Source organism: Peribacillus sp. GL_122, from assembly GCF_057835005.1.
In genome coordinates this window covers 42,523-67,367 of record NZ_CM174415.1, presented here as the reverse complement: position 1 = coordinate 67,367, position 24,845 = coordinate 42,523, and the positions used below count along the sequence as shown (strand labels likewise).

The following is a 24,845-nucleotide window of genomic DNA, read 5'->3' as shown; positions in this document are numbered from 1 at the left end:
CAATTCCAGCCATACTGTTAATTAGCTTCCATATTCACCTCGAAGAATATTCTCCGCCTCTTTATGTCTGCCCCCATCCGGTTAGCCTTTTAGAAAGAGCAAAAAGGACAGCGCGATTGCTGCCCTTTCCACCTTAAAAATTATAATGGCATGTCCAAGGTTACTGTTCCATTTGTCTAGCTAGGAAACTTGCTGCTGTTTCAACCGATTTCTGTTCCACTTCACCAATGGTACTATCTTTAGAGAAAATCAAGACGGCACCAATCGGGTCGCCACTCGCAATGATCGGAGCTGCAGTATAAGATTGGACCTCTTCATCATTGGAATCAACGAATGAAATTTGTCCGTTTGGAGACTCCAAAACAGGATTTCTTTCTTCCATGATTTTTTCCACTAGTTCACTAACGCTTTTATTTAAGTATTCTTTTTTGGAGCCGCCTGCAACTGCAATGTAAGTATCCCTGTCACAAATCATAACTGGGTTTCCAAGGCTATCATAAAGTGCTTCTGCATATTCCCTTGCAAAATCGCCTAATTCACTGATAGGTGAGTATTTCTTTAGGATGACTTCTCCATCTCTATCCACAAATATTTCCAGTGGATCTCCTTCACGAATACGGAGGGTCCTGCGGATTTCTTTCGGGATGACGACTCTTCCTAAATCATCAATTCGGCGAACGATACCAGTTGCTTTCATCTAATGTTGCCTCACTTTCATCTAATTGATTTGATAAATCCTCATTTTGTAGCAAAATCATCACCAGCTATTGTACTTAGTATTTTTCTAATGGTAAGTTCTATGCACTTTGAAAAAATTTTTCTTTTTGTTGCATTTTTTTACCATGGTACCTAAAAAAAATTCTCAAGAGGACAATCATTCAATTTTAGTTTTTAGTGGCTTGCGTCTCTTTTTTTACATACTGTAAACCCTTGGCCATCTCAAATAAGATATTAAGCCATTTGCTTTGTTCTACACCTTTTATGTGCAGGACCAGCTTCATTCGATTGCCGTCCATGCCAAAGCCAACCATACGGCCATACTTCGATCCCAGCTCGAACACCTTTTGTCCATCCACATCGCTGCTGACCTTTTCCCTAAGGAGAATGCTGATTTCCTGCTTTAATTGTTTAATGCTTTCAATTCCGGCCTTTTCAGCATATACCTTCATTTCGGCAATCATGAATAAATAGGAAACTTCTTCTGGATATTCTCCGAAACGATCGATCATTTCATCCTGTAATTCTTCCACTTCTTCAAGCGAAGCAATCCCTCTGAACCTTTTATACATTTCTATTTTCTGATGTCCATCCATTATGTAGGCATCAGGGATGTAAGCATCCACTTCAACGTCAATTTCCAGGGTGTTCTTTTCTTCGGCTGGTTGGTCATTACGTTTCGCATCTACAGCTTCTTTCAACATTTGTGAATACAGATCAAAACCAACTGAATCGATGAAGCCATGTTGTTGAGCCCCTAGAATGTTTCCAGCTCCCCTGATGGATAAATCACGCATTGCGATTTTGAACCCTGAACCCAATTCTGTAAATTCCTTAATGGATTGAAGACGTTTTTCTGCCACTTCCGTCAACACTTTATCTTTCCTATAAGTGAAGAATGCATATGCCACCCGGTTGGATCGCCCTACACGGCCACGCAGCTGATAGAGCTGTGAAAGTCCCATTCTATCCGCTTCATTCACTATAAGCGTATTGACATTCGGGATATCAACACCCGTCTCTATAATGGTTGTACTTACCAAAACATCATATTCGCCTTCTAAAAAGCCGAACATGACGGCCTCCAGTTCTTGCTCTGTCATTTGCCCATGAGCATAGGTGACACGGGCATCGGGCACCAGCATGGAAATTTCTTCTGCTTTTCTTGCTATATCCTCTACCCGATTGTAAAGGAAATAAACCTGACCCCCCCTGGCCAATTCCCGTTCTATGGCTTCCGTTACCAACGAGCCATTATACTCCATGACATAAGTTTGGATCGGGAACCTGTTTTCAGGCGGTGTTTCGATTACGGACAGGTCCCTCACGCCCAACATGGACATATGAAGGGTCCTCGGAATCGGCGTCGCAGTCAAAGTCAGTACATCCACATTAGTTTTTAACCGTTTAATCTTTTCCTTATGTGTAACGCCAAAGCGCTGTTCTTCATCAATGATAAGCAATCCCAAATCGCGGTACACGATATCTTTGGATAAAATCCTATGTGTGCCAACCACAATATCCACCGTGCCGGCCTTCAATCCTTTTATCGTCTCCGTTTGCTGTTTTTTAGTCCGGAAACGGCTCATATGACCAATCGAAATGGGATAATCCTGAAAACGCTCCCTTAATGTTTCATAATGCTGCTGGGCGAGGATTGTGGTCGGAACAAGAAATGCTACCTGCTTGCCATCCATTATGGCTTTAAAAGCGGCCCGGATCGCCACCTCTGTCTTCCCATATCCTACATCGCCGCATAATAAACGATCCATTGGCCGTTCACGTTCCATATCCTTTTTGATTTCGACTATGGAACGTAATTGATCTTCCGTTTCGTTATAAGCGAATGATGTTTCGAATTCTCTCTGCATATCACCATCAGGTGAAAAGGCATAGCCCTTTGCCGCTTCCCTTTCTGCGTATAACTTGATTAAATCATCGGCAATGTTCTCAACGGATGATTGAACCTTACTTTTGACACGTTTCCATTCCGTTCCGCCTAGCTTATAAAGCTTCGGTTCTTTTCCTTCAGAACCGACATATTTTTGGACAAGATCAATTTGGTCGACAGGAACATACAATTTGTCATCCGCTTGATAACGAATATTCAGGTAATCTTTATGGACCCCATTTATCGTAAGAGTTTCAATGCCCAAGTATTTACCGATACCGTGATTAACATGAACGACATAGTCACCGATCTTCAGTTCGGAATAACTCTTGATTCGCTCCGCATTCGATAGTTTCTGTCTCCGTATTGATTTCTTTGACTTCTTATTAAACAATTCCGTTTCCGTAATGATACTGAATTTTTGCATAGGTAATTCAAAGCCACTATTTAGACTGCCGCGTAAAATCTGTACTTTACCTGGAAGAATGCTGTCCGCATTAAACAGTTCTGCGGCCTCTATATCATAATCGGCTAAAACCGAATGCAGCTTTTTTACCCGTTCTTCATCCTGTCCAAGTATGACGACTGTATATTTCCCTTTTCTCCAACGTTCCAGTTCAGCTTTGAATACATTCATCTGTCCATGGAAATTTTGCATTTGTTTACTGGCAAAATTCAGGATATTCTGAGGATTCGTATGCGGTACATGCCGTAAAAACAATGAAAGGTATACAAACGGCCTGCTGGATTTCATTATTAATTCCTGCATGGGATGGGCTAATTTGATGTCATGGATAATTTGTCCCTGACTTAAAAGATCCGTGTACCACCCAGCCTCTTCTTTTTCCAAAGAATCATTGATTTCCTGGATTCTACTGATTTCATCCAAGAAAACCAAACCATTTACCGGTAAATAATCTATTAAACTAGCTGGATCTTCATACGCTAAACTTAAGTATTTAAAGATTTTGTCGGGTATATTCCCCATTTTCAGCTGTTCAAGTTCATAACTGATCGTTTGAACCAGCTGTTCCTTGGTTTTCTCGTCTTTAAGTTTCTTCAAGCTTTTACTTAATCCGCTCTCGAGCCTTGTTATGATTCTTTCGATATGCTCCGTCTCTAGCAAAGCCTCACTGACGGGACCAATCGTCACTTTCTTGAGTTTCTCTATGGATCGCTGATCTTCGCTTGAAAAGGTCCTTATTGAATCTATTTCGGTATCGAATAATTCAATTCGTATTGGATTAGGTTCGGTGATCGGATAAATATCGATTATACCGCCCCTGATACTGAATTCACCTGGAGAAGCAACCATTTCAGACCGGTTATAACCCATGGCAATGAATTTATTAAGCGTTGGTTCAAGCTCGATGTCTTCCCCTAAATTAAAGATAAGCTGATGCCTCTTCCAAATATCCTTTGGAGGAAGCACACGACGCACCCCGGGAATTGGCGCAATGACAATCCCTTTCTTTCCCTCCGCCCAAAAGTTCAATGCCTCTACACGTTGGGCCCTTAATTCCGGGCTGGCAACACTCAAATCAGCCGCAATCAATTCATTGGCTGGATATATATATAATTCTTCCTCGGGAATGAAACTGGATAAGTCCTCATGGAATTTTTGTGCTTGCAATAAATTATGGGTAACTAATAAAATAGGCCTATTCGTCTTTTCATATACGGAAGCCAGCAATAGTGATCTCGAGGAACCTGTCAGACCAGAGACGATCTGCTCCTTAAGTCCTTCATCGATGCCGGCTATTAACGAATGAACATCATCTTGTTTGGAGAACAAGTTCTGCAATCCATTCATTTTCTTTCCCCCCTCTCTATAACGTGCGAAAAACCATTTGAAACCTTTTATTTGAACTTGGCCATTTCACCAAGCGTCCTCTTTATTAACGGCAATTTTATGTGCCCTGGTATTCCAGACAAACGGAAAAATGCTTTGGATTTTGTCCAAAGCCCTCTCCCGCTAATGAATAATATAATCGTTTTCATATAAATCAGGGTTTCTTTGCAGCGATTCATGGCAATCTTCACATATCGCCCTTACATGCATATCCCCTTCAGAATCATAAACGATCATCTCTTGTCGCTCTTCATCGGTAAGTTGATTAAAACCTAACTGCTCCGTACTCAGTGAGTGTGCCTCGATTGAGCCCAGCTTAGTTCCGCAATGTCGGCATCGATAATGGAGAGCCATTTGGTAACCCCCTATTTTAGTAATAGTGTTAGTATGTACAAAAGTAGAGGGGTTTTATTCAGCGAAACAGGAAGTATTATTCTTTACTTATATCTACTCTCTGCTTATTGGTTATATTCGTTCATGACCTGTATAAATGGCTTTTCCATCCAGGCTTCACAAGAAGCTGCGCTTTTTTCGATCGTTGCCCCGACATGATCCCATTCTTCAGGCGAAAAACGCCCCAATACATAATCAGATACCGGAATGCGGCCAATCGGGCGGCCAATGCCTATTCTGATTCGATTGAATTCTTGCGTACCCAAATGGGCAATTGAAGATTTTATCCCATTATGACCGCCTGCACTACCTTTTTGACGAAGGCGAAGCTTCCCTGGAGGCAAATCAAGGTCATCATATATAATGACCACATCCGCGATATCCACCTTAAAGAAATGCATGACAGCCGAAATGGATTCTCCTGACAAATTCATGTAGGTTAATGGTTTAAGCAATAAAACTTTTTCTCCCTTTACCATTCCTGCACCATATATTCCCTTATGTTTTGCTTGATCAAGGGGAATCGACCATCTTTTGGATAACTCATCTATTACTTCAAATCCGACGTTATGCCGGGTTTTTTCATACTGTTTACCTGGGTTCCCTAACCCTACAATAATTTTCATGATTCACACTCCGTCATTACGGTTATTTAGGGAGTTACGCTGGGACGAAGTTTTTCCAAGATCTTTGGCCTTAGAAAAATAGTACCCTAATTTCAAGCTGGCCTGCAAGCGACAGGAGAACTAATTAGGAAAAATCCTAATTAAAGGAATCCATTACAAAAAATGGTCCGGTTTAAATTGATGCATCCAGAGATTGAAAAGACGTAACTCGTTAAGAGCTACGCCTATTATATCACGATTCACTTGTTTAATCCCGGCATCATGACTCTGGTGATGCCTTGGTTTCCCTGCCTTCTTCATTTTCAGGGATACCGCCATCCTGCTGTTCACCTGTACTGATTTCCTCTTCCTGACGAGGAGCCAAAACGGATGCAACAACTTCTTCACCATCATTGTCTATTGTAACTTGCTTATTCGTTTGGATATCGGATATGTAGATTGTATCCCCTACCTGAAGTTCGGTAACGTCAACATCGATGGAGTCAGGAATGTCATTAGGTTTAGCCGTAACCGTGACTTCATGAAGTGACTGCTGAAGGACCCCACCGTCTTTCACGCCTTTACAAACACCGACAAGGTTAATGCGAACTTGCGCTTGTAATTGAGCGGACATATCTACAATTAAAAAGTCTGCATGATAAATGGAGTTCTTTATTGGATCCTTTTGATAGTCAGAGAGCATGACTTTATAACTCGCACCCTCCAATTCCAAAGAAATGATTCCATTACGGCCTATTTCCTTGATTGTCTTTTGAAGCTCGATATTATTGACTGAAATGGACGTACTGTCATTTTTATTGCCATATACTATCGCAGGGATCTCGCCGCTTTCCCTCAAATTCCTTAAATTAGAGTGTTTTGAATCCGTACGTTCTTTTGCAGCTAATATATTACTCATACATCCTCCGCCTTCCTGAATATGAATTGCAAGTTTCTCTATATTTAACATTTCCCTAAATGGCGAATCATTAAACATGAAAGGTAAAATCCGAAGGGACCAAGAAGGGGATAAACATATGGTAAACATAGGTATTCGCCGCAAAATCTTTTTTCTCTAATTCAAGCGTGAACCGCCTTTTTTTCCATTTCTCCCTCAACTTGCATCACTCGGTTAAGGATTTGTGCTGCTAGTGATGAATATTGAATACTATCCTTTTTCCGTGGTCTAGGCAGATTGATTTCCTTATTCATGACGACTTTGCCTTCTTCGATTAATATGACTCGGTCGGCTAGCATTACGGCTTCTTCAACATCATGTGTAACAAGCAAGGCAGTAAAGTCCCTTTTCCTCCATAGTTCTTCAATGAGCCTTTGCATGCCAATTCTCGTCAAAGCATCCAATGCCCCTAACGGCTCATCCAAGAGGAGAATGTCAGGTTGGTTCACCAATGCCCTCGCTAATGCAACCCTTTGCTTTTGCCCACCGGATAAAACGGACGGCCAATCACTTGCTCGATCTGCAAGGCCCACTTGCTCCAGTAATTCCATGGCATTTGGCTTCCAATCCCCTTTCAAGCCTATACCAATATTTCCAAGGATTTTTTTCCAAGGAAAAAGCCTTCCATCCTGAAACATCGTACGTGAAGATTTATTTAATCCTTTCAATGGCTTTCCATTCACCAGTATCTGCCCGCCCGTCGGCTTTTCCAGTCCTGCCACAAGACGAAGCAAGGTGCTCTTTCCACATCCACTCTTACCGACAATGGCTACGAATTCCCCTTTCTTAAATGTGAGGTCCATCCCCTTTAATACTTCAAACTCCCCAAAATCCTTTCTTATACCCTGCAACTCCAACGAATTTCCATTTTTCATATTAATGACCTCCTCATTGGTATGATGGATGCCACTTTAAGCATCTTTTTTCGATTATTTTGGCCGCAACGTCCGATATTTTTCCCAATAATGCATATAAGAGAATACTAAGAACAACAATATCCATCCTCATGAATTCCCGGGCATTCATAGCCATATATCCAATTCCGGAATTAGCGGATATTGTTTCTGCGACAATTAATGTGACCCACATGATTCCAAGTGAGAAGCGGATACCCACCAAAATGGATGGAAAGGCGGCAGGGAGAATAACATTCCAGAATAAAGAAAAACCACTTAACCCATAAACCCTCGCTGCTTCGATCAATCCCTTATCCACCGATTTCACTCCATGAAATGTATTTAGATAGATAGGAAAAAGAACCCCTAAAGCGACAAGGAAAATTTTCGCTTCTTCTTCTATACCAAACCATAAAATCACCAGCGGTATTAAAGCTAAATGCGGAATGTTACGCAACATCTGAAGCGAGGTATCGAATAAGGTTTCAGCAATGGATGATAATCCATTTAATAAACCTAGTACAAAACCAATGATCCCGCCTATTAAAAAGCCGATGAAGGCACGCTGAGCACTGATGCCGATATAATCTATGAGTTCACCTGTCTCCAATAAAGCAACACCTGCTTGAAACACTTCAGTCGGGGCAGGCAATATCCGATCCGACAAAATCCCCCACAAGGACAGCAGCTGCCAAGTTACCAAAAGGAGAATGGGCACAAGCCAAGATATGAGTTGGAACCTATTGAACTTTTTGTTTAATTTTTTCTGCATCTTCATTTTCACTTCCTTTTGTAGGGTAGTGGTCATTTGCCAGTATTTCCCCAAATGGGCTCGTAGCTTTTGAAACAGGACTTTCCAGCCGTTCAACAGGGAGTAAAGGGAATAATAATTCCGCAACTCTGTATGCTTCTTCAAGATGAGGGTATCCAGATAAAACAAAGGATTCTATTCCGATTTCTTCATATTCCTTCATTCTGGCAGCAATATTTTCTGCACTCCCTACCAGTGCCGTACCGGCGCCCCCGCGCACTAGACCTACTCCTGCCCAAAGGTTAGGGCTGATTTCAAGCGAATCCCTGTTTCCGTTATGGAGTTGCGACATCCGCTTTTGGCCCACTGAATCAAATCGTTCAAAAATCTTTTGTGAATTTTCAATCATTTCATCATCCACATATTTAATGAGTTCGTCCGCTGCCTGCCAAGCTTCTTCTTCCGTTTCCCTTACAATGACATGCATGCGAATGCCGAATCTGACTTCACGTCCGTACTCTGCTGCTTTTTTACGTACCTTTTCAATTTTTTCAGCCACTTGCACCGGCGGCTCACCCCAAGTCAAGTACACATCAATATGCTTTCCCGATATATCGATGGCTGGATCGGATGAACCTCCGAAATAGAGCGGTGGGTACGGTTTTTGTACAGGTGACAACAGAATATTTCCACCTTCAACCTTTAGGTGCTCCCCTTCATAGTCCACACTCTCACCAGACATTTCCTTTCTCCAGATATCGAGAAATTCATTTGTTTGCTCATAGCGTTCCTTATGATTCAGAAACACGCCATCACCTGCCAATTCGACTGGGTCCCCCCCAGTTACAACATTGATCAAAAGACGGCCATTCGACAGCCGGTCGAAGCTTGAAGCCATCCTGGCAGCTAAGGTTGGCGACATTAAACCTGGACGAATCGCAACTAAAAATTTCATTCTTTCCGTTGCGGAAATCAATGAAGAACCAACTACCCAAGCATCCTCACAAGACCGTCCCGTCGGAAGCAACGCCCCTTCAAAACCCAAATGATCAACCGCCTGTGCTATTTGTTTTAAATAAGGAAGCGTGATTGCCCTCCCTCCCTTTGTCGATCCTAAATAGCGACTTTCCCCATGCGATGGTAAAAACCAAAATACTTTCATTTTCATTTCCCCCTTATTTTTTTTTAACATCTGCAGATGCATCCAGAACATTAATCTTGCTTGGGATTAATTTAAGATTGTAAAACGTATCGGCAATCTTTTGTTGATCATCCAAAACCCCATTGGAAATCTCCTCAAGTCCATATTCTTTTCTATTTAATGTTTTTTCCAATGCCTCCACACTCATTCCAATTTCCGGAGATAGAAACTCAGCGACGTCCCTTGGGTTTTCTTCAATCCATTTATCAACTTTTATCAGTTCTTCTTTGATAATCTTCAAAGCCTCTTCGTTCTCGGCAAATGAATCAGTTGCCAAAAAGAATTCCCGATTCGCCACCAGTCCTTCTCCATCCTGAATCGTTTTCGTTTCAAGTTCCAATTCCGCCGCTGATAAAAATGGATCCCATATTACCCAGGCATCGATTTGGTTTCCTTCAAAAGCAGCCCTCGCATCAGCCGGTGGCAAGTAGACGGGCTGAATGTCATCAAGAGTAAGACCTGCTTCCTCTAACGCTTTGACCAATAAATAATGAACATTGGAACCTTTATTCAAGCCAACCTTCTTTCCCTTTAAATCTTTCACATTTTTAATGGGTGAATCCTTTTGTACAACTATAGCCTCTCCTGATGGGTTTGCCGGCTGATTGGCAATATAGACAAGCCGAGCATTGGCTGCTTGTGCAAATATCGGCGGTGCCTCCCCTGTGTGCCCAAAATCAATGCTGCCGACATTCAAGGCTTCAAGCAGCTGAGGTCCTGCAGGGAATTCAGTCCAATCGACTGTATATCCCACTTTCTTTAAATGTGTTTCCAGCTCCCCTTTTGATTTTAAAATATTTAATGTCCCGAATTTTTGATAACCGATTCGGATGGTCTTATCCGATTCTTTTGCATCAGCACTTGTGGAACTGTTCTTTTCCTGCCCGCATGCACTTACTATCAGCATGATGATGCTGAAGATGGACAGCAGCCATATCTTTCGTTTTTTCTTCATATTCTGCACACCCTTCTTAAACTATTTATATAAAAATAAAAGGCTCCTTTTCTTCACCAATAGGACAATAGGGCAAAAAGATGCCTAATGTTCAATGGTAAGTGAAAAGGAGCCTTCGGTAGTCCGATCGGCGTTAACCAATATGCACTTGCGTTAGTACAGGTTTTCGTTCCATGAATATGAATTGAATTTGTATAGACATTTTATTATTAGTATTCATATCTGTCAACTAAGAATTTAATATTTTCCGAAAATTTCAAACAAAAATACGGCGAGCCCGAAGGCCCGCCGTGTTTTGATTAATTTTGTTATCAATCGAATAATGTGCTGACTGATTGTTCCTCATGCACACGAATAATCGCCTCTGCAATCAAAGGTGCTACAGAAAGTCCGGTAATTTTATCGATTTTCTTATCTTCAGATAGGGCAATCGAGTTAGTCACGACCAATTCCTTGATCGTTGAATTTTGAATCCTTTCGATGGCAGGACCTGAAAGGACTGGGTGTGTACAACAAGCATACACTGCTTTAGCACCATTCTCCACAAGGGCATTGGCCGCTAGTGTAATAGTGCCTGCAGTATCGATGATGTCATCAATCAGTATTGCTGTCTTCCCTTCAATATTACCAATGATGTTCATGACTTCAGCCACGTTCGGTCTTGGACGGCGCTTATCGATAATGGCAATCGGTGCTTTTAGGCGATCGGCCATTTTACGGGCACGTGTTACACCACCATGATCTGGGGAAACGATGACGATATCACTTAAATCTTTTTCCTTGAAGAAATCAGCTAAAATCGGAACAGCAACAAGGTGATCGATCAGAATATCGAAGAAACCTTGAATTTGTGGTGCGTGAAGATCTAAAGTGATAACACGGTGGGCACCAGCCGTTTCTAAAAGATTTGCGACAAGTTTAGCTGTAATCGGTTCACGCGCACGCGCTTTACGATCTTGTCGGGCATAACCGTAATATGGCATTACAATATTGATCGTTTTAGCTGAAGCACGTTTAAGAGCATCGATCATAATTAAAAGTTCCATTAAATTTTCATTGACTGGTTGGCTTGTTGATTGGATTACGTAAACGTCACAGCCACGAATACTTTCTTCAATATTAATCTGAACTTCACCGTCACTGAAACTTGTTACACTACATTTTCCAAGTTCAACACCGATTGCAGCAGCAATTTCCTGAGCTAAATCGAAGTTTGAATTTAAAGAGAATACTTTTAAATTAGGATCTAAATACTGATTTGACATGATGACCTCCGTCGGTTATTTATTAAATTTCAAATTCTTGACATAATCTTCTTTGTTAACTTGACGAGCCCGGGCAACGGATAGGGCTTCCTGCGGTACATCTTGCGTGATGGTTGACCCAGCAGCTACATATGCCCCTTCTCCTACAGTCACAGGTGCAACCAGATTAGAATTGCAGCCTATGAAGACATTGTCTTCAATCTTCGTCAAATGTTTATTTTTCCCGTCGTAATTCACGGTAATAGATCCGCAGCCTATATTAACATTCTCCCCAACCTCTGCATCTCCAATATAACTCAAGTGAGAGGCCTTGCTTCCTTCGCCAAAAACGGTCTTTTTAATTTCTACAAAATTACCGATCTTAACGGAATCCTTAATATCTGATTGAGGTCTAACATGTGCGAATGGACCGATTTTAACAAAACTTCCAATACTGCTTTCGTGTACAACCGATTGGAGGACTTCCGTTCCATCACCAATTTCACAATTACTGATTTCCGTATTCGGGCCAATCAAGCAATCCTGCCCGATAATACTTTTTCCTTTAATGAATGACCCAGGGTTAATGACTGTATCCTGTCCGATTTGTACGTCCGCTTCAATGAACGTAGTTAGCGGATCGATGATCGTTACACCATTCCTCATATGCGTTTCATTGATGCGTTTCCGCAAAATTTGCTCCGCCTGCGATAAAGCCACTCGGTCATTTACACCCAATGTCTCCTCGAAATCACTTGATTGGAAGGCCGTCACCACTTCGCCTTCCTCTTTTAAGATTTCAATAACATCCGGTAAGTAATATTCTCCCTGGACATTTTCATTTGAAACTTTTTTCAGCGCGCTAAATAATGCTTGGTTATCGAAGCAATATGTACCGGTATTTATTTCCTTAACATATCTTTCTTCATCAGTGGCATCCTTATGCTCGACGATTTTTTCTACAAGACCGCCTTCACCGCGAAGGACCCTTCCATAACCAGCAGGGTTATCTGCATATGCTGTTAAGATTGTTGCTTTCGCCTGACTTTGCTCATGCAATGCTATAAGCTCTTTCATCGTTTCCGCTTTAATCAGAGGCGTATCACCGCAAATAACAAGAGTCGTTCCACTTTTTACGGATAAAACGCTTTCCGCTTGCATTACAGCATGTGCCGTACCTAATTGCTGTTCTTGTAAGGCATACTTGCATGAATCACCAAGTTGTTCTTGTACTTTTTCAGCTCCATGGCCGATGACTGTAACAATATCTTCTATTTGAAGTTGATTGACTTGATCGATAACATGTTGTACCATTGGTTTCCCGCAAACAGGGTGCAAAACCTTATAAAGCTTAGATTTCATCCTAGTACCTTGCCCAGCGGCCAATATTATTGCATAGCGATTACTCATAACAGGCCTCCATTTTCACCTTTTTATCCACTAAAAATATTATCTCAAATAGTGATTCTTTTCAAGGTAACAATTAAAAGTACATATAATTGTCAACCAATTAGGTAAAAAAAGTTCGATTTCCGACAGCCTCACTAAAGTTATTAATGGACCTTTTAGCATTATTTTAAATCATGGTCGATGTCATTTTCATTAACGACATAATACAGAAACCATGTCTCCTCCCCTTCATAACACCAGCAAGCCCCATTATCCCAAAACATCGCCATGATCGCGTTAGACCTATGTACAAGCCATCTGGAAGTACTGCACCCTTTGTTAACTTCCATTCCGAAATCAGATTAACGATTCAATTCATCTTCAGCTCTTTTGATGGATGGAGTAAGTGGTATCCTCAAATCCCGCTTACAGGAATTTCAATATCAGGATGGACAAAAAGGTTTAAAAAATAAAAGGATGGGTACTTAAACTCTAAAGATATCCCCTTAATTTTACAATTTAGATACTTAAAGCGAATTTCCGTATGATGAGCGAATAAGTTCTAAACTTACCCGTTTATGAATAAATAAAAAAGAGCACTACTTATGAAGTAGGCTCTAGATGCACAAATTATAAATTTAAAGTTTAAAAGTAAGGTTATTTTAAGAAGCACCTGCTCCAGCTTCCTCTAATTCAGTTTCAAGTTCTCCCAATCGATGATATTCTGTCAAGACAGCTTCTTGAATTTTCCCGCGTGTCGAGGAATTGATTGGATGAGCGATATCCCGGAATTCTCCATCTGGAGTTCGTTTACTTGGCATTGCTACAAATAAACCATTGTTTCCGTCGATCACACGAATATCATGAACCACAAATTCATTATCCAGTGTAATTGATGCGATAGCTCTCATACGACCATCCGTATTCACACGGCGTAATCTTACGTCAGTTACTTCCATTTAAGCTCACCATCCCTTTTTGTTGTTGTTAAAACTTAAAGTACATATTCAACAAAAAAACGTGAACTCCTTCTATTATCTGTAATTTTTTTAGAAAATTCAGCCTAGTTTTCAAAAACACTAAAAATCATCCTTATATTACAGGAAAATACCCATTACGAATTTCCTAAAAAATAAAAAAAACGCCCGTTTATTTAACGAGCGCTACCACTTCTATTTCCACTAGTGCATCTTTAGGAAGGCGAGCAACCTCTACACAAGAGCGAGCAGGTTTGTGAGCAGAAAAATATTCTCCGTATATTTCATTAATCGAACCGAAATCATCCATACTTTTAATGAATACTGTAGCCTTAATGACAGTTTCCAATGAAGCCCCAGCTTCTTTCAATACGGCTTGGAGATTCTTAAAGACCTGGTGTGTTTGTTCCTTTACATCCCCAGTCACCATCTCACCAGAAGCAGTAAGTGGGATCTGTCCTGAACTGAAAAATAACTTATCCACGATCACGCCTTGTGAATATGGTCCGATCGCTGCCGGTGCTTCATCAGTATGTATCGTTTTCATTAAATGATTCCCCCTATTCCTTTTTCGTAAAATAATTCCCACGGCTTACATTAATTTTCTTGTCTCTTTCGACCACCTGCGTCAACTTGATTAAAGAAACATAGTCCTCGACAAGGCACTCTTCCGTATGTTCGGATTCGACCAGCACCGCTATTCCGGCAACTGTTGCCTTAAATTCATCCAATAGACTGATCATACCATTAACGGTACCCCCAGCCTTCATGAAATCGTCTACAATTAATACATTCGAACCCTCAACCAAGCTTCTCTTAGAGAGTACCATAGTCTGAATCCTCTTTGAAGAGCCTGAAACATAATTGATGCTCACTGTTGAACCTTCCGTTACTTTATTATTCCTACTTACAATTACAACTGGAACATTCAAATAATTTGCCACGGCGTATGCTAATGATATCCCTTTGGTTGCCATTGTCATGATGACTGAGATGTTTTTTTTGGCATACATTGAAGCGATTATCCTTCCAACCTTATTCACGGTTTGCGGATGTCCTAATATGTCTGTCATATATAGATAACCGCCAGGAAGTAGCCTTTCTGGACTAGCGATCGTATCGCATAATCCGTCAATGAAGGCACTGGCTTCTTCTTCCTTGATGGAAACAATATATTTCACTCCACCGGCCGCACCTGGAACGGTTGTTAAAGATCCTATCCCGCGTTGTTCGAAGGTATCTTTGATGATTGTCAAATCTTCACTGATCGAAGACTTTGCCGAACTATATCTTTCAGCAAAATAAGTCAGCGAAACAAGTTCCCCTGGATGTTCTAATAAATAATTGGTCATATCGACTAGCCTCTCGCTGCGACGAAATTTCATTGAGACACCCCCTTTGTGAATTCCGAATATTATATAGCAACTATACCACTAATGTACGTTTCTATTCAAGATTGTTTCGATCACCCAGTAAACGGACCGCATAGACTTGATCACAAAATCCGCGAAGTCCATTATAAATTCTTTGCATGCGCGAATCATGTTCCACCAAACCAAAAACGGTCGGACCACTTCCGCTCATCAAGACCGAATCCGCTCCAAATGTCTTCATTTGATCTTTAATGTTCGCAACCTCTGGGTATAACTGCAATGTCACTTGTTCCAGAACATTACCCAACCCTTCACATACATCGTGATAATTGTTTTCCATAATAGCCGAAATCATTCCAGGTACATCCGGATGCTCCATTTTTGAAGTTTGGAGCCTTTTGTATATATCTGCCGTCGATACGCCGATCGTCGGTTTGGCCAAAATGACCCAGCATTTTGGCGGTGCGGGAAGATGCGTGATTTTTTCCCCGCGCCCCCTGGCCAATGCCGTTCCTCCATATACACAAAATGAAACATCAGAGCCAATTTCAGCTCCTATTTCCGCAAGTTCATCCATGGAAAGACCAAGCTTCCATAGTCTATTTAAGCCTCTCAAGGTAGCTGCGGCATCACTGCTTCCACCAGCAAGTCCTGCGGCTACAGGTATATTTTTCTCTATAGTTATGGAAACACCTTTTTTGATCCCAAAACGTTCCTTTAGAATAAATGCAGCTTGATAAGCTAAATTCCGATGATCATCCGGAACAAATCGATTATGGGATAGAATTTGAATATGATTTCCCTTTATTTCCTTTAGTTCAATTCTATCGGCAAGGTCGACTGTCGTCATGATCATTTCCACCTCATGATACCCATCAGGCCGTTTGAAAAGCACATCCAAAGCCAAATTAATTTTAGCCGGGGCTTTTTCCATAAGCTTCAATATGTCCACCTACTTTAACGTTCTTAAAAGTTCTTGTCCTATTCTATCATATTTGTTTATATTCTAAAGGTTTTTTCATCGTAATTTCAATGTAATGAAGCTAAGATCGGCCCTTAGAGGAGAATAGACACATGTAGGCACATTGGAGAGCAGCTGCTTCCTGCAACCCAAAAGACTTGCTACATATCCATATAGCATTCACCGATACATAAAAAAACCAGACTCCTTAACTACAATGTAAGCAAAAATGAATGGAGCTATACATTGTATAAAGAGTCCAGCTTCTTTCAACATGACGGCATGATTCAATTAAGTGTTTGATCTTACTCTTTGTTCACCAATTGACGTTGTGCTTTTTCGATAGCAAGTTTTACCATGTTACCTGCGTCCCTGGCCCGGATTCCTCCCCAGCCTTCTTTCTGGACAACATCGTAAAATCCAAGTTCTTTAGCCAATTCCTCTTTAAGATCATTTGACATAATCCCTTTTTTCCTGCTCAAGCGAAGCAACCCCTTTCACATGCCGTCACATGCCTAGTGTTTGCATCATACGCTATTTCATTACATCCTTTTTAAGCCTTTATTGGAGCTCACAGGTATTCTATACAAAACAAAAAGCAGCAAACAAAGTTGTTCGCTGCCTCGTCTAAGTTACATCTCTTGTTGTTTGTTTAAAAATGTTAGTTCTACGGTTTCCGTTAAAACATCCGCATAGCTGTAAGATACTCTTTCAAACGCATTTTCATCTTGGTCGAGCTCAATTACAAAAACAGCCGGATAAGTTTCCGCCAAAGTTCCGAATCGTTCTACAGTCTTTCTTCTTCCACCGTTTGCTTTTAAGAGCAATCTTTTACCTAGGTTTGAATCAAGTGCAGTTTTAATATCAGCTAGAGTTTTTGGCATTTTCGGTCCACCTCACTAAGTTAAGTATATCACAATTTACAAATATACGCAAACAAAATAATAAATTATATCAGCACTTAAAAATGTAGTCAATATATTTTTATCTGAAATTCGGCAAAATCGCGAACAATTTTATTATATCCTGGGAAATGAAAAATTATGTAAACGAACTATTTCATTATCTATTAAGCCGAATTTTCGTAATTAAAACATTACCTACTATCATCACTCAACAAAAAACCAGTTTTTCTGTGACGATATCCGAATTCTTACCCACTAAAAGCAAGCTGCATTCTTTCAAAATGCAGCTCGTTCATTCTTCCTGAAATGGCTTGAAAGGCAACCCGGTCCGTAACACCCCTTTTGTCTCAATTCCCCCCAACCCCTTCTCTCCAGTTAATGTATTCCGAAGGACATCCCATACATGAATATGATCGGAAAAAGGCGTAAAGCTTATCTTTCCGACGATATATACCGGATCAAGAGCATGTATATTAACACGGGAAGGAGAACTTGCAAAATTTGCCCCCGCTTGGATCAGCGATTCAAAATGCGACTGACAAGCCCCGGCAAATATAATCAGTTGGTCTAAATGAGAAACCCTCCTTCGCGCTTCTCTAACCGTCTGTACAAAATCCTTTGAGTGACGGTAGGCATTAATATCGGATATCGGCCCTTTTGATTTTGAATAGGCATCATGACCGGTGACAACAAGAATGTCCGGCCGATAATGGTCCAACAGCCCCCCGATTCTTTGGGGCATTTCCTTTTCATTGCAATAGATGCCATTGACCGGAATACTGAATTTCTGATATAGATCCATGCATTTCCTTAAGTAAGATGCATCCCCATCAACATGGAGGACTCTCCCTGGTATCTGAAAATATTCACCGCTGTACCGATAACCATTACTGGATTGATAGCCATTTTTTTGTTGTTGCAGCTCTAGATCTTGTGTTAATAAGCGGTAAGATTGTTCTTGAAGTACCTCATTCGACCTTTGTCGATCATTTCTTTCATTATCATTAATGATCATTAAATCTTGAAAAGGTGCATCTGCAATCAGTCGGATATCTTCCCCATAAAGAACAGCTTGACGCCTTCCGTCAATATCACGGATATCAATTACCCGGAACACCACGTCGCATTTATAAGAAACCCGACCAACAATATCGTTTATTTGAATATTCATGGCCCCACCCCATGAGAAGACTTATTTTCAGCCCGCCCTAGTTTATTTTCATTCTTAAGTTATGCGAACCATTCTTGAATGGTGAAAAGTGGGGATTGATTACACTTTCGGATACGTTCCCTCATGGTTGGCCAAATTCAAAATAAAAAAAGCCGGAAGTTGGGATTGACCCCATTCCGACTTGAATCCTTCACATTTCCCTTTATTTGAAATTCGGCAATAATGCATCACTTAAGCGGCCAAATTCTTTGATGCTCAGCGTTTCCCCCCGTCTGGAAGGATCCACTTCCGCGGCTTCGAGAGCAGCAAGTATAAGTTCTTTTTTCGATTTACCATCTGGCAGCTGACTGGTTAAGTTATTTAAAATCGTTTTCCGACGCTGTGCAAAGCTCGCCCGGGTCACAGTGAATAAGAAATCCTCATCCATTACCTCGACGATCGGCTTCACGCGCTTTGTAAGGCGGATTACAGCTGAATCAACATTAGGCTGAGGCATGAATACCGTTTTGGGTACTATCATCACTGTTTCGGCTTCAGTATAATATTGAATGGCAATGGATAAAGAACCGTATTCCTTTGTCCCAGGTTTTGCGGCAATTCGATCGGCTACTTCCTTTTGCAGCATGCACACGATGCCTCTAATCGGCAGGTCCTCGGACAATAGCTTTAAAATGATGGGAGTCGTGACATAGTATGGCAGATTTGCAACAACCATCAGGTCCGAAAAGCCAGCAAATTCCTCCTCGATGACCTTCTTGACATCAGCCTTGAGAACATCCCCGTGAATGATGTTTACATTGCTATAGGGAGAGAGTGTATCCGATAAGATGGGCAGCAGACGCTGATCAATCTCAAAGGCCGCAACCTTTTTGCTGCTTTTCGCTAGTTGTTCCGTCAATGCCCCGATTCCCGGCCCAATTTCGATGGCGCCGCTTTCCTCTGTCAAATTGGCATGTTCGACAATACGTTTCAAGATATTCGTATCGATTAAAAAGTTCTGGCCTAAGCTCTTTTTAAAGGAGAATCCATATTTCTTTAATATTTCTTTCGTTCTGACAGGGGTTGCAATATCCTTATTCATTTTTTTCCTCCTGAATTATCTGTACCATCGCTTTCTCAAAAGCCTCAGTTGATATTTGGAACATTTTTAGTCTCTTATATAACTGTTTACCATTGGTAAACCCGATTTTTAAAATAGATCCAAGTTTTTCCCTTCGTTCCTTGGCACCGGATCCCCCGATTAAACCTGCATCTATTAAATCCTGCTGTGAAATCTCTTCTGAAGCCTCTTCATCCATTAATTGGGCGTCCTTTAAAGCATTACGAATTGCCTCAGGAGAAGCGTGTTCCACACCAATTCCTCTACCTGACTTAGGAAGGGCTTCCTTCTTCGTTAAAAAGGCGTGTTTACAGCCTTTTACTTGTTCAGAAATTATATTCCTGATTTTTTGACCAGGAAAATCAGGGTCTGTGAAAATGATGGCTCCACGTGTCTTTTGGGCAAGCCTCACCTGCTCAATACAAGACTCATTCACCGCGGAACCGTTGGTTTCTATTGTATCAGCATTAACAGCCCTTTTTATCGCTACCGTATCGTCTTTTCCTTCTACAACAATAATTTCTTTAATCTTTTTCATGGTTTCCTCCATACAGAAAAGCGCAAGCGCTTTGATTAGCTCTTGGATAAACGTAACCGGTCCCCCGTAAAATTTTCTGGATAGAGAATCCAGTCAAGATCATTTATGAAGTTCACACGCATATATTAAATCTTATGGAATAGTGAGACGTCTATCTTATTAAAACAGTTTTACATAGGGTTTTTCAACAAACAGAAAATAAAACGCAAAAAACAGGAGACGAATTCATCTCCTGCGAGAGAAACCTTATTAGTCCAATACACGAACCTTTACCCTCTTTACACCCCAGCGATAGGCATCATTTTTTGAGGAAAAGAAGACGTCAATCCTATTTCCCTTTATTGCTCCGCCTTTGTCAGCAGCCACTGCATAGCCATAGCCATCCACATATACTTTAGAGCCCATAGGAATTACATTTGGATCGACAGCGATGATTTTCGCACCCGGATTACTCTTTAGATCCACGCCTGTGGACGTGACACCGGAACAGCCTTTACAACTGGCAGTATAAGCTGTTGATGATACGTATATTTCTTTTCCACTTGAAGAACTAACGTTAGTTACTCCGCGTGATGCCTGGGCAACCGTCGTTCGAGTTCCGACCGTTACAACTTTATCCTGCTTTTTATTAACTACTTTTTCTGAAAGTAATTCTCTTTTAACCTCTTTGCCATTTTCTTTAATAACTTCATATTCCTTGGAAATGAGTCCGTCTTTTCCTTCTTTGACAATTTTCTCTTTCCCTTTTGATAAAGAGTCATCTTTTTTAGTTATGACAGCAAAGTCAACTGGTTCTTCCACTACATCGGTGACTTTTTCAATTCGAACTACGTTTACCGTATTCTCAGCTTCAACTTTTTCGGTTAATTCTGGCTCAACTCGATCCAAATCATTGAGTTTTACTCCTTGTTGCTTTAAAAAGTCAGCGACAGTAGTCGAAGTTGACCATACCTGCTTTTCGTCTCCACCTACCACTAATTTCAGTGAAAAGGCTTTGTCTATGGCAACTTCCATATTCGCTTTCAGCTTCGTATTTTTCGAAGGGGTGATCTTATCCTGTTCCTTCACACTAAGATTTTGGTCTTTTAAAAGTTCGTCTACCGTATCGGCGGTAGACCAAACATCCTTCGTCTTACCATCCTGTACCATGACGATTTTTTGTGCAGGCTTCCAAACCACCTCTAAATCATCATCAACCTCGGTGTCTCTAGATGGGTGGACATAGTCTGCAGCTTTAACGGTAATCTCTAAATCTTCCAACATATCATTTACAGTAGCAGCGTGTGTACGCACTACCTCTTTTTTTCCGTCTAGCATAATTGTTACTGTATCCTTTGTTCCTTGATATATCAGTATTCCCAATGCTGTAGAAACAAGAATAGCACTGCAAATGGCAATTGCCATTCTCTTCTTCCCAAAAGGTTTGGGAATAAGGTTTTTCATAGTTTTTAATAGAATGAAAAACTCCTCCTTCCTCCCGGTGATTATATAGACTTAGTTATCAAGCTGTCAACCCATTCACTTCTCATTCAGGAAATTACTACCTATTATGCATATTTCATATTGAAAAGGAAAGGGTGACTTCTCGACATAATAAGCCTATAGTTGGAGTGAAATTTGTAGAAACCTTAAAAAAATTCAATTTTAGCTAGTGAACCCCGGGGGATATTGTAAAAAAAAATGTCAGTTAATGCCGAATAATTTCTTGGCATTTTCTGTTGTTGCCTGGGAAACTTCTTCTAATGTGAGTTGTTTGATTTCTGCAATTTGTTCAGCAACAAGTTTCACATACGAAGGTTCATTACGCTTTCCTCTATAAGGATGGGGAGCCAAGTATGGACAATCGGTCTCTATCAGTAAACGGTCTAATGGTACGGCGGCTGCCACTTCCTTTGGTTTTTTTGCATTCTTGAAGGTCACAGGGCCACCCAATGAAATATAAAAGTTCATATTGATGCATTCCAAAGCAGTTTCTGCACTTCCGCTAAAGCAATGCATGATGCCCCCAACCCTTGATGCCTCTTCTTCCTTGAGTATGTTCACGATATCCGCGGTCGCTTCCCGATTATGGATGATAATGGGCAGACCCACCTTTTTTGCCAATCGGATTTGCTTCCTGAACACCTCCATTTGAACATCTTTCGGCGATTTATCCCAATGATAATCCAGGCCCATCTCACCAATGGCCACAACCTTTGGATGATTGGATAATTCCTCGATCCATTTTAAGTCCTCTTCTGTCATATCTATAGCATCCACAGGATGCCATCCGACCGCGGCATACATGAAATCATAAGCTTCTATTAATTCCATTGCCCTTATAATAGTAGGCCGGTCAAAACCAACGACTACCATATTATTGACTCCTGCTTCCTTAGCTCTGTCTATTACGTCTTCGAGATCCTCGTTGAATTGTTCCGCATTAACATGTACGTGTGTATCAAATAACATTATTTTTCTTCCTTTCTAGCACTATTTTATAAAAAAATGAAAGTTTTATGTTTCACATTTAGGTAACAAAAAGATTACAAAGGATCCTATATGCCCAACAAATAAATGCAGAACAAAAAACTAAACCTGTTTTAAATTACTTTTTCCAAAAGCATAAAGAAAAAAACATAAAAATGTTTCATATGAAACACCTTTATGTTTTCATCGGTTTATTTCACCTTTGAACCATTAGGAATCGATGAATCTATTGTAGCGACTGAGAGCACTCCATCCTGGCTTCCCGCCAAAATCATTCCTTGAGAGAGCTCGCCACGAAGTTTAACAGGTTTCAAATTTGTTACGCATATCACTTTTTTGCCTACTAAATCTTCAGGTTTATAGTGCTGTGCAATGCCTGATACGACTTGGCGTTTCTCATAACCCAAATCAAGCTGAAGTTTAAGAAGCTTATCCGCCTTCTTAACAGGCTCAACTTCCATGACCTGAGCAACACGAAGCTCCACTTTTGTAAAGTCATCAATAGTGATTTCATCAACTTCGGGAATCGTCTCTTCCACTTTTTCCTCGGCCTTGGGGGCGCCGCCCTGCATTTGATCTTTAATATATAAAACTTCCTCTTCCATATCCAGACGAGGGAAGATCGGCTCTCCCTTCAAGACTTTTGTTTCAGCAGGAATTTGACCGAATTCCGCTAAACTGTCCCAGGATTTTAACACATCATCTTTGATGCTAAGCTGAGCAAAGATTTTTTCCGGTGTTTGCGTCAAGAACGGTTTCAAAAGGATTGCCGTCCTGCGTAATGATTCCGCCAAATGAACCATGACACTAGCAAGGTCTTCCTTCCTTGATTCATCTTTAGCAAGAGTCCATGGCTGGGTCTCATCAATGAATTTATTAGTTCTGCTCACGAGTTGCCAAATGGATGTTAGTGCAACTGAAAATTCCATGTTTTCCATTGCTTCCTCATACTTACCTACCGTATCTTGGTTCATTTCAAGCAAAGCCTTTTCGAATTCGCCATTGGATCCTCCGTAATTTGGAATCACACCATCAAAATACTTATTGACCATTGCAACTGTTCGATTTAATAAATTCCCTAAATCATTTGCCAGGTCAAAATTGATCCGTTCCACAAACCCTTCCGGTGTAAATACTCCATCTGAACCAAATGGTACTTCACGCAATAAGTAGTAGCGTAAAGAATCCAAACCGTAACGATCAATCAATGTAACGGGATCTACTACATTCCCTTTTGATTTGGACATTTTACCATCTTTCATGAGAAGCCATCCGTGGGCAAAGACTTTCTTTGGAAGCGGCACGTCAAGGGCCATTAACATGATCGGCCAATAGATTGTATGGAAACGAACGATTTCCTTTCCGACCAGATGTACATCGGCAGGCCAATAATTCAAGTATTTAGAATCATTATCCGTTCCATACCCTAATGCCGTTATATAATTGGTCAATGCATCAATCCATACATAAATAACATGCTTTGGATCTCCCGGCACCTTGATGCCCCAATCGAAAGTAGTACGGGAAACGGCCAGGTCTTCCAATCCAGGCTTGATGAAGTTATTGATCATTTCGTTTTTGCGCGATTCCGGTTGAATGAAATCCGGGTTCTCCTCATAAAATTTCAGTAACCGATCCGCATATTTACTCATCTTAAAGAAATAAGATTCCTCTTTCACCTTTTCAACAGGCCTGCCGCAATCAGGACAATTTCCATTGCTTTCTTCCACCTGACGTTCCGTGAAGAAAGATTCGCATGGTGTACAATATAATCCTTCATATTGGTCCAAATATATATCACCCTGGTCCAATAGCCTTTTGAAAATCTTGGCTACGACCTCTTTATGGCGATCTTCCGTCGTCCTGATGAAATCATCATATGAAATATCAAGCTTTTCCCAGAGCTCTTTAATCCCCGATACGATATTATCTACATATTGCTGAGGAGTGACTCCTTCCTCAGCCGCTTTACGCTGGATTTTTTGACCATGTTCATCAGTTCCTGTTAAATACATGACATCGAAGCCACGCATCCTTTTATAACGAGCCATGGCATCCCCTGCCACTGTCGTATACGCGTGCCCTATATGTAAATTACCACTCGGATAATATATGGGTGTCGTGATATAGAATGTTTTTAATTTATCTTGCACTTCGTTCCCTCCTCATCATTTGAAAAACCGGCTATAGGACTGGCCCAAGCTATAAGAATATATTTTAAGCTATTATCTCTATTTTAACGCTATATACAATTCTGCGCGACAATAATCACTAATCTAATCATCATGTTAATAGAATAAAAAAATATAAGTAAATCTCATTTTAACAATAAGGGAACTGGAAGTGAACTTCCCTTATGACAGCATTACCTCTTACCTCAACAAAATATACCTAAATTTCTTTTTTTGTGCAACAACTCACATATTCGTAAACTTTTTCAGAAAATTATCCTTAATTCAGAACTTTTGTTTTGAAACTAAATTATATTTAATCATATAAT

At 40.7% G+C, this 24,845-nt stretch carries 23 protein-coding genes; all 23 read right to left on the bottom strand.

Annotated elements, in window-relative coordinates; translation table 11 throughout:
* Positions 1-160: 160 nt before the first annotated feature.
* The 23 genes from spoVT to metG all read right to left on the bottom strand — a co-directional run bounded on the left by spoVT (position 161) and on the right by metG (position 24,498).
* Positions 161-697, bottom strand: coding sequence for a stage V sporulation protein T (gene spoVT, locus AC3ISB_RS00340; RefSeq protein ID WP_063235918.1), 537 nt, complete (start codon positions 695-697; stop codon positions 161-163).
* Between the two features lie 187 nt (positions 698-884).
* The gene (gene mfd, locus AC3ISB_RS00335; protein ID WP_141993374.1) at positions 885-4,421 is read right to left on the bottom strand and encodes a transcription-repair coupling factor; all 3,537 of its coding nucleotides are present in this window, start codon (positions 4,419-4,421) and stop codon (positions 885-887) included.
* Positions 4,422-4,583: 162 nt separating this feature from the next.
* A complete protein-coding gene (gene fin / locus AC3ISB_RS00330; RefSeq protein WP_034316319.1) occupies positions 4,584-4,814 on the bottom strand; it encodes an anti-sigma-F factor Fin in 231 nt (76 codons plus the stop codon).
* A 104-nt stretch (positions 4,815-4,918) separates the two neighbouring features.
* Positions 4,919-5,479 (bottom strand): aminoacyl-tRNA hydrolase, encoded by a 561-nt coding sequence (gene pth, locus AC3ISB_RS00325; RefSeq protein ID WP_098372664.1) that lies wholly within the window; start codon positions 5,477-5,479, stop codon positions 4,919-4,921.
* Positions 5,480-5,738: 259 nt separating this feature from the next.
* Positions 5,739-6,377, bottom strand: coding sequence for a 50S ribosomal protein L25/general stress protein Ctc (locus tag AC3ISB_RS00320; protein ID WP_144529794.1), 639 nt, complete (start codon positions 6,375-6,377; stop codon positions 5,739-5,741).
* A gap of 161 nt (positions 6,378-6,538) precedes the next feature.
* Positions 6,539-7,291, bottom strand: coding sequence for an ATP-binding cassette domain-containing protein (locus AC3ISB_RS00315; RefSeq protein ID WP_141993376.1), 753 nt, complete (start codon positions 7,289-7,291; stop codon positions 6,539-6,541).
* A 13-nt stretch (positions 7,292-7,304) separates the two neighbouring features.
* A complete protein-coding gene (gene ssuC, locus AC3ISB_RS00310) occupies positions 7,305-8,090 on the bottom strand; it encodes an aliphatic sulfonate ABC transporter permease SsuC (protein WP_098372661.1) in 786 nt (261 codons plus the stop codon).
* Complete coding sequence (gene ssuD, locus AC3ISB_RS00305) at positions 8,053-9,225, bottom strand: FMNH2-dependent alkanesulfonate monooxygenase (RefSeq protein ID WP_489275271.1); 1,173 nt, start codon at positions 9,223-9,225, stop codon at positions 8,053-8,055. The genes ssuC and ssuD overlap by 38 nt, the downstream gene beginning before the upstream one ends.
* Positions 9,226-9,238: 13 nt before the next feature.
* A complete protein-coding gene (locus AC3ISB_RS00300; protein ID WP_489275270.1) occupies positions 9,239-10,219 on the bottom strand; it encodes a sulfonate ABC transporter substrate-binding protein in 981 nt (326 codons plus the stop codon).
* Between the two features lie 311 nt (positions 10,220-10,530).
* A complete protein-coding gene (locus tag AC3ISB_RS00295) occupies positions 10,531-11,484 on the bottom strand; it encodes a ribose-phosphate diphosphokinase (RefSeq protein WP_057276495.1) in 954 nt (317 codons plus the stop codon).
* Positions 11,485-11,499: 15 nt separating this feature from the next.
* Complete coding sequence (gene glmU / locus AC3ISB_RS00290; RefSeq protein WP_098372659.1) at positions 11,500-12,873, bottom strand: bifunctional UDP-N-acetylglucosamine diphosphorylase/glucosamine-1-phosphate N-acetyltransferase GlmU; 1,374 nt, start codon at positions 12,871-12,873, stop codon at positions 11,500-11,502.
* Between the two features lie 641 nt (positions 12,874-13,514).
* Positions 13,515-13,811, bottom strand: a complete 297-nt coding sequence (spoVG, locus tag AC3ISB_RS00285) for a septation regulator SpoVG (RefSeq protein WP_034316332.1) — start codon at positions 13,809-13,811, stop codon at positions 13,515-13,517.
* A gap of 190 nt (positions 13,812-14,001) precedes the next feature.
* On the bottom strand, positions 14,002-14,376 hold the full coding sequence (locus AC3ISB_RS00280) for a RidA family protein (RefSeq protein ID WP_053537019.1): 375 nt from the start codon (positions 14,374-14,376) through the stop codon (positions 14,002-14,004).
* Between the two features lie 13 nt (positions 14,377-14,389).
* On the bottom strand, positions 14,390-15,214 hold the full coding sequence (gene purR / locus AC3ISB_RS00275; protein WP_098372658.1) for a pur operon repressor: 825 nt from the start codon (positions 15,212-15,214) through the stop codon (positions 14,390-14,392).
* A gap of 61 nt (positions 15,215-15,275) precedes the next feature.
* Positions 15,276-16,145 (bottom strand): 4-(cytidine 5'-diphospho)-2-C-methyl-D-erythritol kinase, encoded by an 870-nt coding sequence (gene ispE / locus AC3ISB_RS00270; RefSeq protein WP_098372657.1) that lies wholly within the window; start codon positions 16,143-16,145, stop codon positions 15,276-15,278.
* A 323-nt stretch (positions 16,146-16,468) separates the two neighbouring features.
* Positions 16,469-16,645, bottom strand: a complete 177-nt coding sequence (locus AC3ISB_RS00265) for a small, acid-soluble spore protein, alpha/beta type (RefSeq protein ID WP_034316340.1) — start codon at positions 16,643-16,645, stop codon at positions 16,469-16,471.
* Positions 16,646-16,795: 150 nt separating this feature from the next.
* The gene (gene veg / locus AC3ISB_RS00260; RefSeq protein ID WP_034316343.1) at positions 16,796-17,047 is read right to left on the bottom strand and encodes a biofilm formation stimulator Veg; all 252 of its coding nucleotides are present in this window, start codon (positions 17,045-17,047) and stop codon (positions 16,796-16,798) included.
* Positions 17,048-17,360: 313 nt separating this feature from the next.
* Positions 17,361-18,239, bottom strand: coding sequence for a sporulation peptidase YabG (gene yabG, locus AC3ISB_RS00255; protein ID WP_098372656.1), 879 nt, complete (start codon positions 18,237-18,239; stop codon positions 17,361-17,363).
* A 202-nt stretch (positions 18,240-18,441) separates the two neighbouring features.
* Positions 18,442-19,320, bottom strand: coding sequence for a 16S rRNA (adenine(1518)-N(6)/adenine(1519)-N(6))-dimethyltransferase RsmA (gene rsmA, locus AC3ISB_RS00250; RefSeq protein WP_098372655.1), 879 nt, complete (start codon positions 19,318-19,320; stop codon positions 18,442-18,444).
* The gene (gene rnmV, locus AC3ISB_RS00245) at positions 19,313-19,876 is read right to left on the bottom strand and encodes a ribonuclease M5 (RefSeq protein ID WP_096340998.1); all 564 of its coding nucleotides are present in this window, start codon (positions 19,874-19,876) and stop codon (positions 19,313-19,315) included. Before rnmV ends, rsmA begins: the two co-directional genes overlap by 8 nt.
* A gap of 249 nt (positions 19,877-20,125) precedes the next feature.
* Positions 20,126-21,280 carry a ubiquitin-like domain-containing protein gene (locus AC3ISB_RS00240; protein WP_480340490.1) on the bottom strand — a complete coding sequence of 385 codons (1,155 nt, stop codon included), beginning with the start codon at positions 21,278-21,280 and terminating at the stop codon, positions 20,126-20,128.
* A 279-nt stretch (positions 21,281-21,559) separates the two neighbouring features.
* Complete coding sequence (locus AC3ISB_RS00235; protein WP_489275267.1) at positions 21,560-22,327, bottom strand: TatD family hydrolase; 768 nt, start codon at positions 22,325-22,327, stop codon at positions 21,560-21,562.
* 209 nt (positions 22,328-22,536) lie between these two features.
* On the bottom strand, positions 22,537-24,498 hold the full coding sequence (gene metG / locus AC3ISB_RS00230; protein WP_347940966.1) for a methionine--tRNA ligase: 1,962 nt from the start codon (positions 24,496-24,498) through the stop codon (positions 22,537-22,539).
* Positions 24,499-24,845: the final 347 nt, after the last annotated feature.

Excerpts from the sequence above, each read along its gene's own strand:
- spoVT (WP_063235918.1), bottom strand. The coding sequence starts at position 697 with ATGAAAGCAACTGGTATCGTTCGCCGAATTGATGATTTAGGAAGAGTC.
- mfd (WP_141993374.1), bottom strand. The coding sequence starts at position 4,421 with ATGAATGGATTGCAGAACTTGTTCTCCAAACAAGATGATGTTCATTCG.
- fin (WP_034316319.1), bottom strand. The coding sequence starts at position 4,814 with ATGGCTCTCCATTATCGATGCCGACATTGCGGAACTAAGCTGGGCTCA.
- pth (WP_098372664.1), bottom strand. The coding sequence starts at position 5,479 with ATGAAAATTATTGTAGGGTTAGGGAACCCAGGTAAACAGTATGAAAAA.
- AC3ISB_RS00320 (WP_144529794.1), bottom strand. The coding sequence starts at position 6,377 with ATGAGTAATATATTAGCTGCAAAAGAACGTACGGATTCAAAACACTCT.
- AC3ISB_RS00315 (WP_141993376.1), bottom strand. The coding sequence starts at position 7,291 with ATGAAAAATGGAAATTCGTTGGAGTTGCAGGGTATAAGAAAGGATTTT.
- ssuC (WP_098372661.1), bottom strand. The coding sequence starts at position 8,090 with ATGAAGATGCAGAAAAAATTAAACAAAAAGTTCAATAGGTTCCAACTC.
- ssuD (WP_489275271.1), bottom strand. The coding sequence starts at position 9,225 with ATGAAAGTATTTTGGTTTTTACCATCGCATGGGGAAAGTCGCTATTTA.
- AC3ISB_RS00300 (WP_489275270.1), bottom strand. The coding sequence starts at position 10,219 with ATGAAGAAAAAACGAAAGATATGGCTGCTGTCCATCTTCAGCATCATC.
- AC3ISB_RS00295 (WP_057276495.1), bottom strand. The coding sequence starts at position 11,484 with ATGTCAAATCAGTATTTAGATCCTAATTTAAAAGTATTCTCTTTAAAT.
- glmU (WP_098372659.1), bottom strand. The coding sequence starts at position 12,873 with ATGAGTAATCGCTATGCAATAATATTGGCCGCTGGGCAAGGTACTAGG.
- spoVG (WP_034316332.1), bottom strand. The coding sequence starts at position 13,811 with ATGGAAGTAACTGACGTAAGATTACGCCGTGTGAATACGGATGGTCGT.
- AC3ISB_RS00280 (WP_053537019.1), bottom strand. The coding sequence starts at position 14,376 with ATGAAAACGATACATACTGATGAAGCACCGGCAGCGATCGGACCATAT.
- purR (WP_098372658.1), bottom strand. The coding sequence starts at position 15,214 with ATGAAATTTCGTCGCAGCGAGAGGCTAGTCGATATGACCAATTATTTA.
- veg (WP_034316343.1), bottom strand. The coding sequence starts at position 17,047 with ATGCCAAAAACTCTAGCTGATATTAAAACTGCACTTGATTCAAACCTA.
- yabG (WP_098372656.1), bottom strand. The coding sequence starts at position 18,239 with ATGAATATTCAAATAAACGATATTGTTGGTCGGGTTTCTTATAAATGC.
- rsmA (WP_098372655.1), bottom strand. The coding sequence starts at position 19,320 with ATGAATAAGGATATTGCAACCCCTGTCAGAACGAAAGAAATATTAAAG.
- rnmV (WP_096340998.1), bottom strand. The coding sequence starts at position 19,876 with ATGAAAAAGATTAAAGAAATTATTGTTGTAGAAGGAAAAGACGATACG.
- AC3ISB_RS00240 (WP_480340490.1), bottom strand. The coding sequence starts at position 21,280 with ATGGCAATTGCCATTTGCAGTGCTATTCTTGTTTCTACAGCATTGGGA.
- AC3ISB_RS00235 (WP_489275267.1), bottom strand. The coding sequence starts at position 22,327 with ATGTTATTTGATACACACGTACATGTTAATGCGGAACAATTCAACGAG.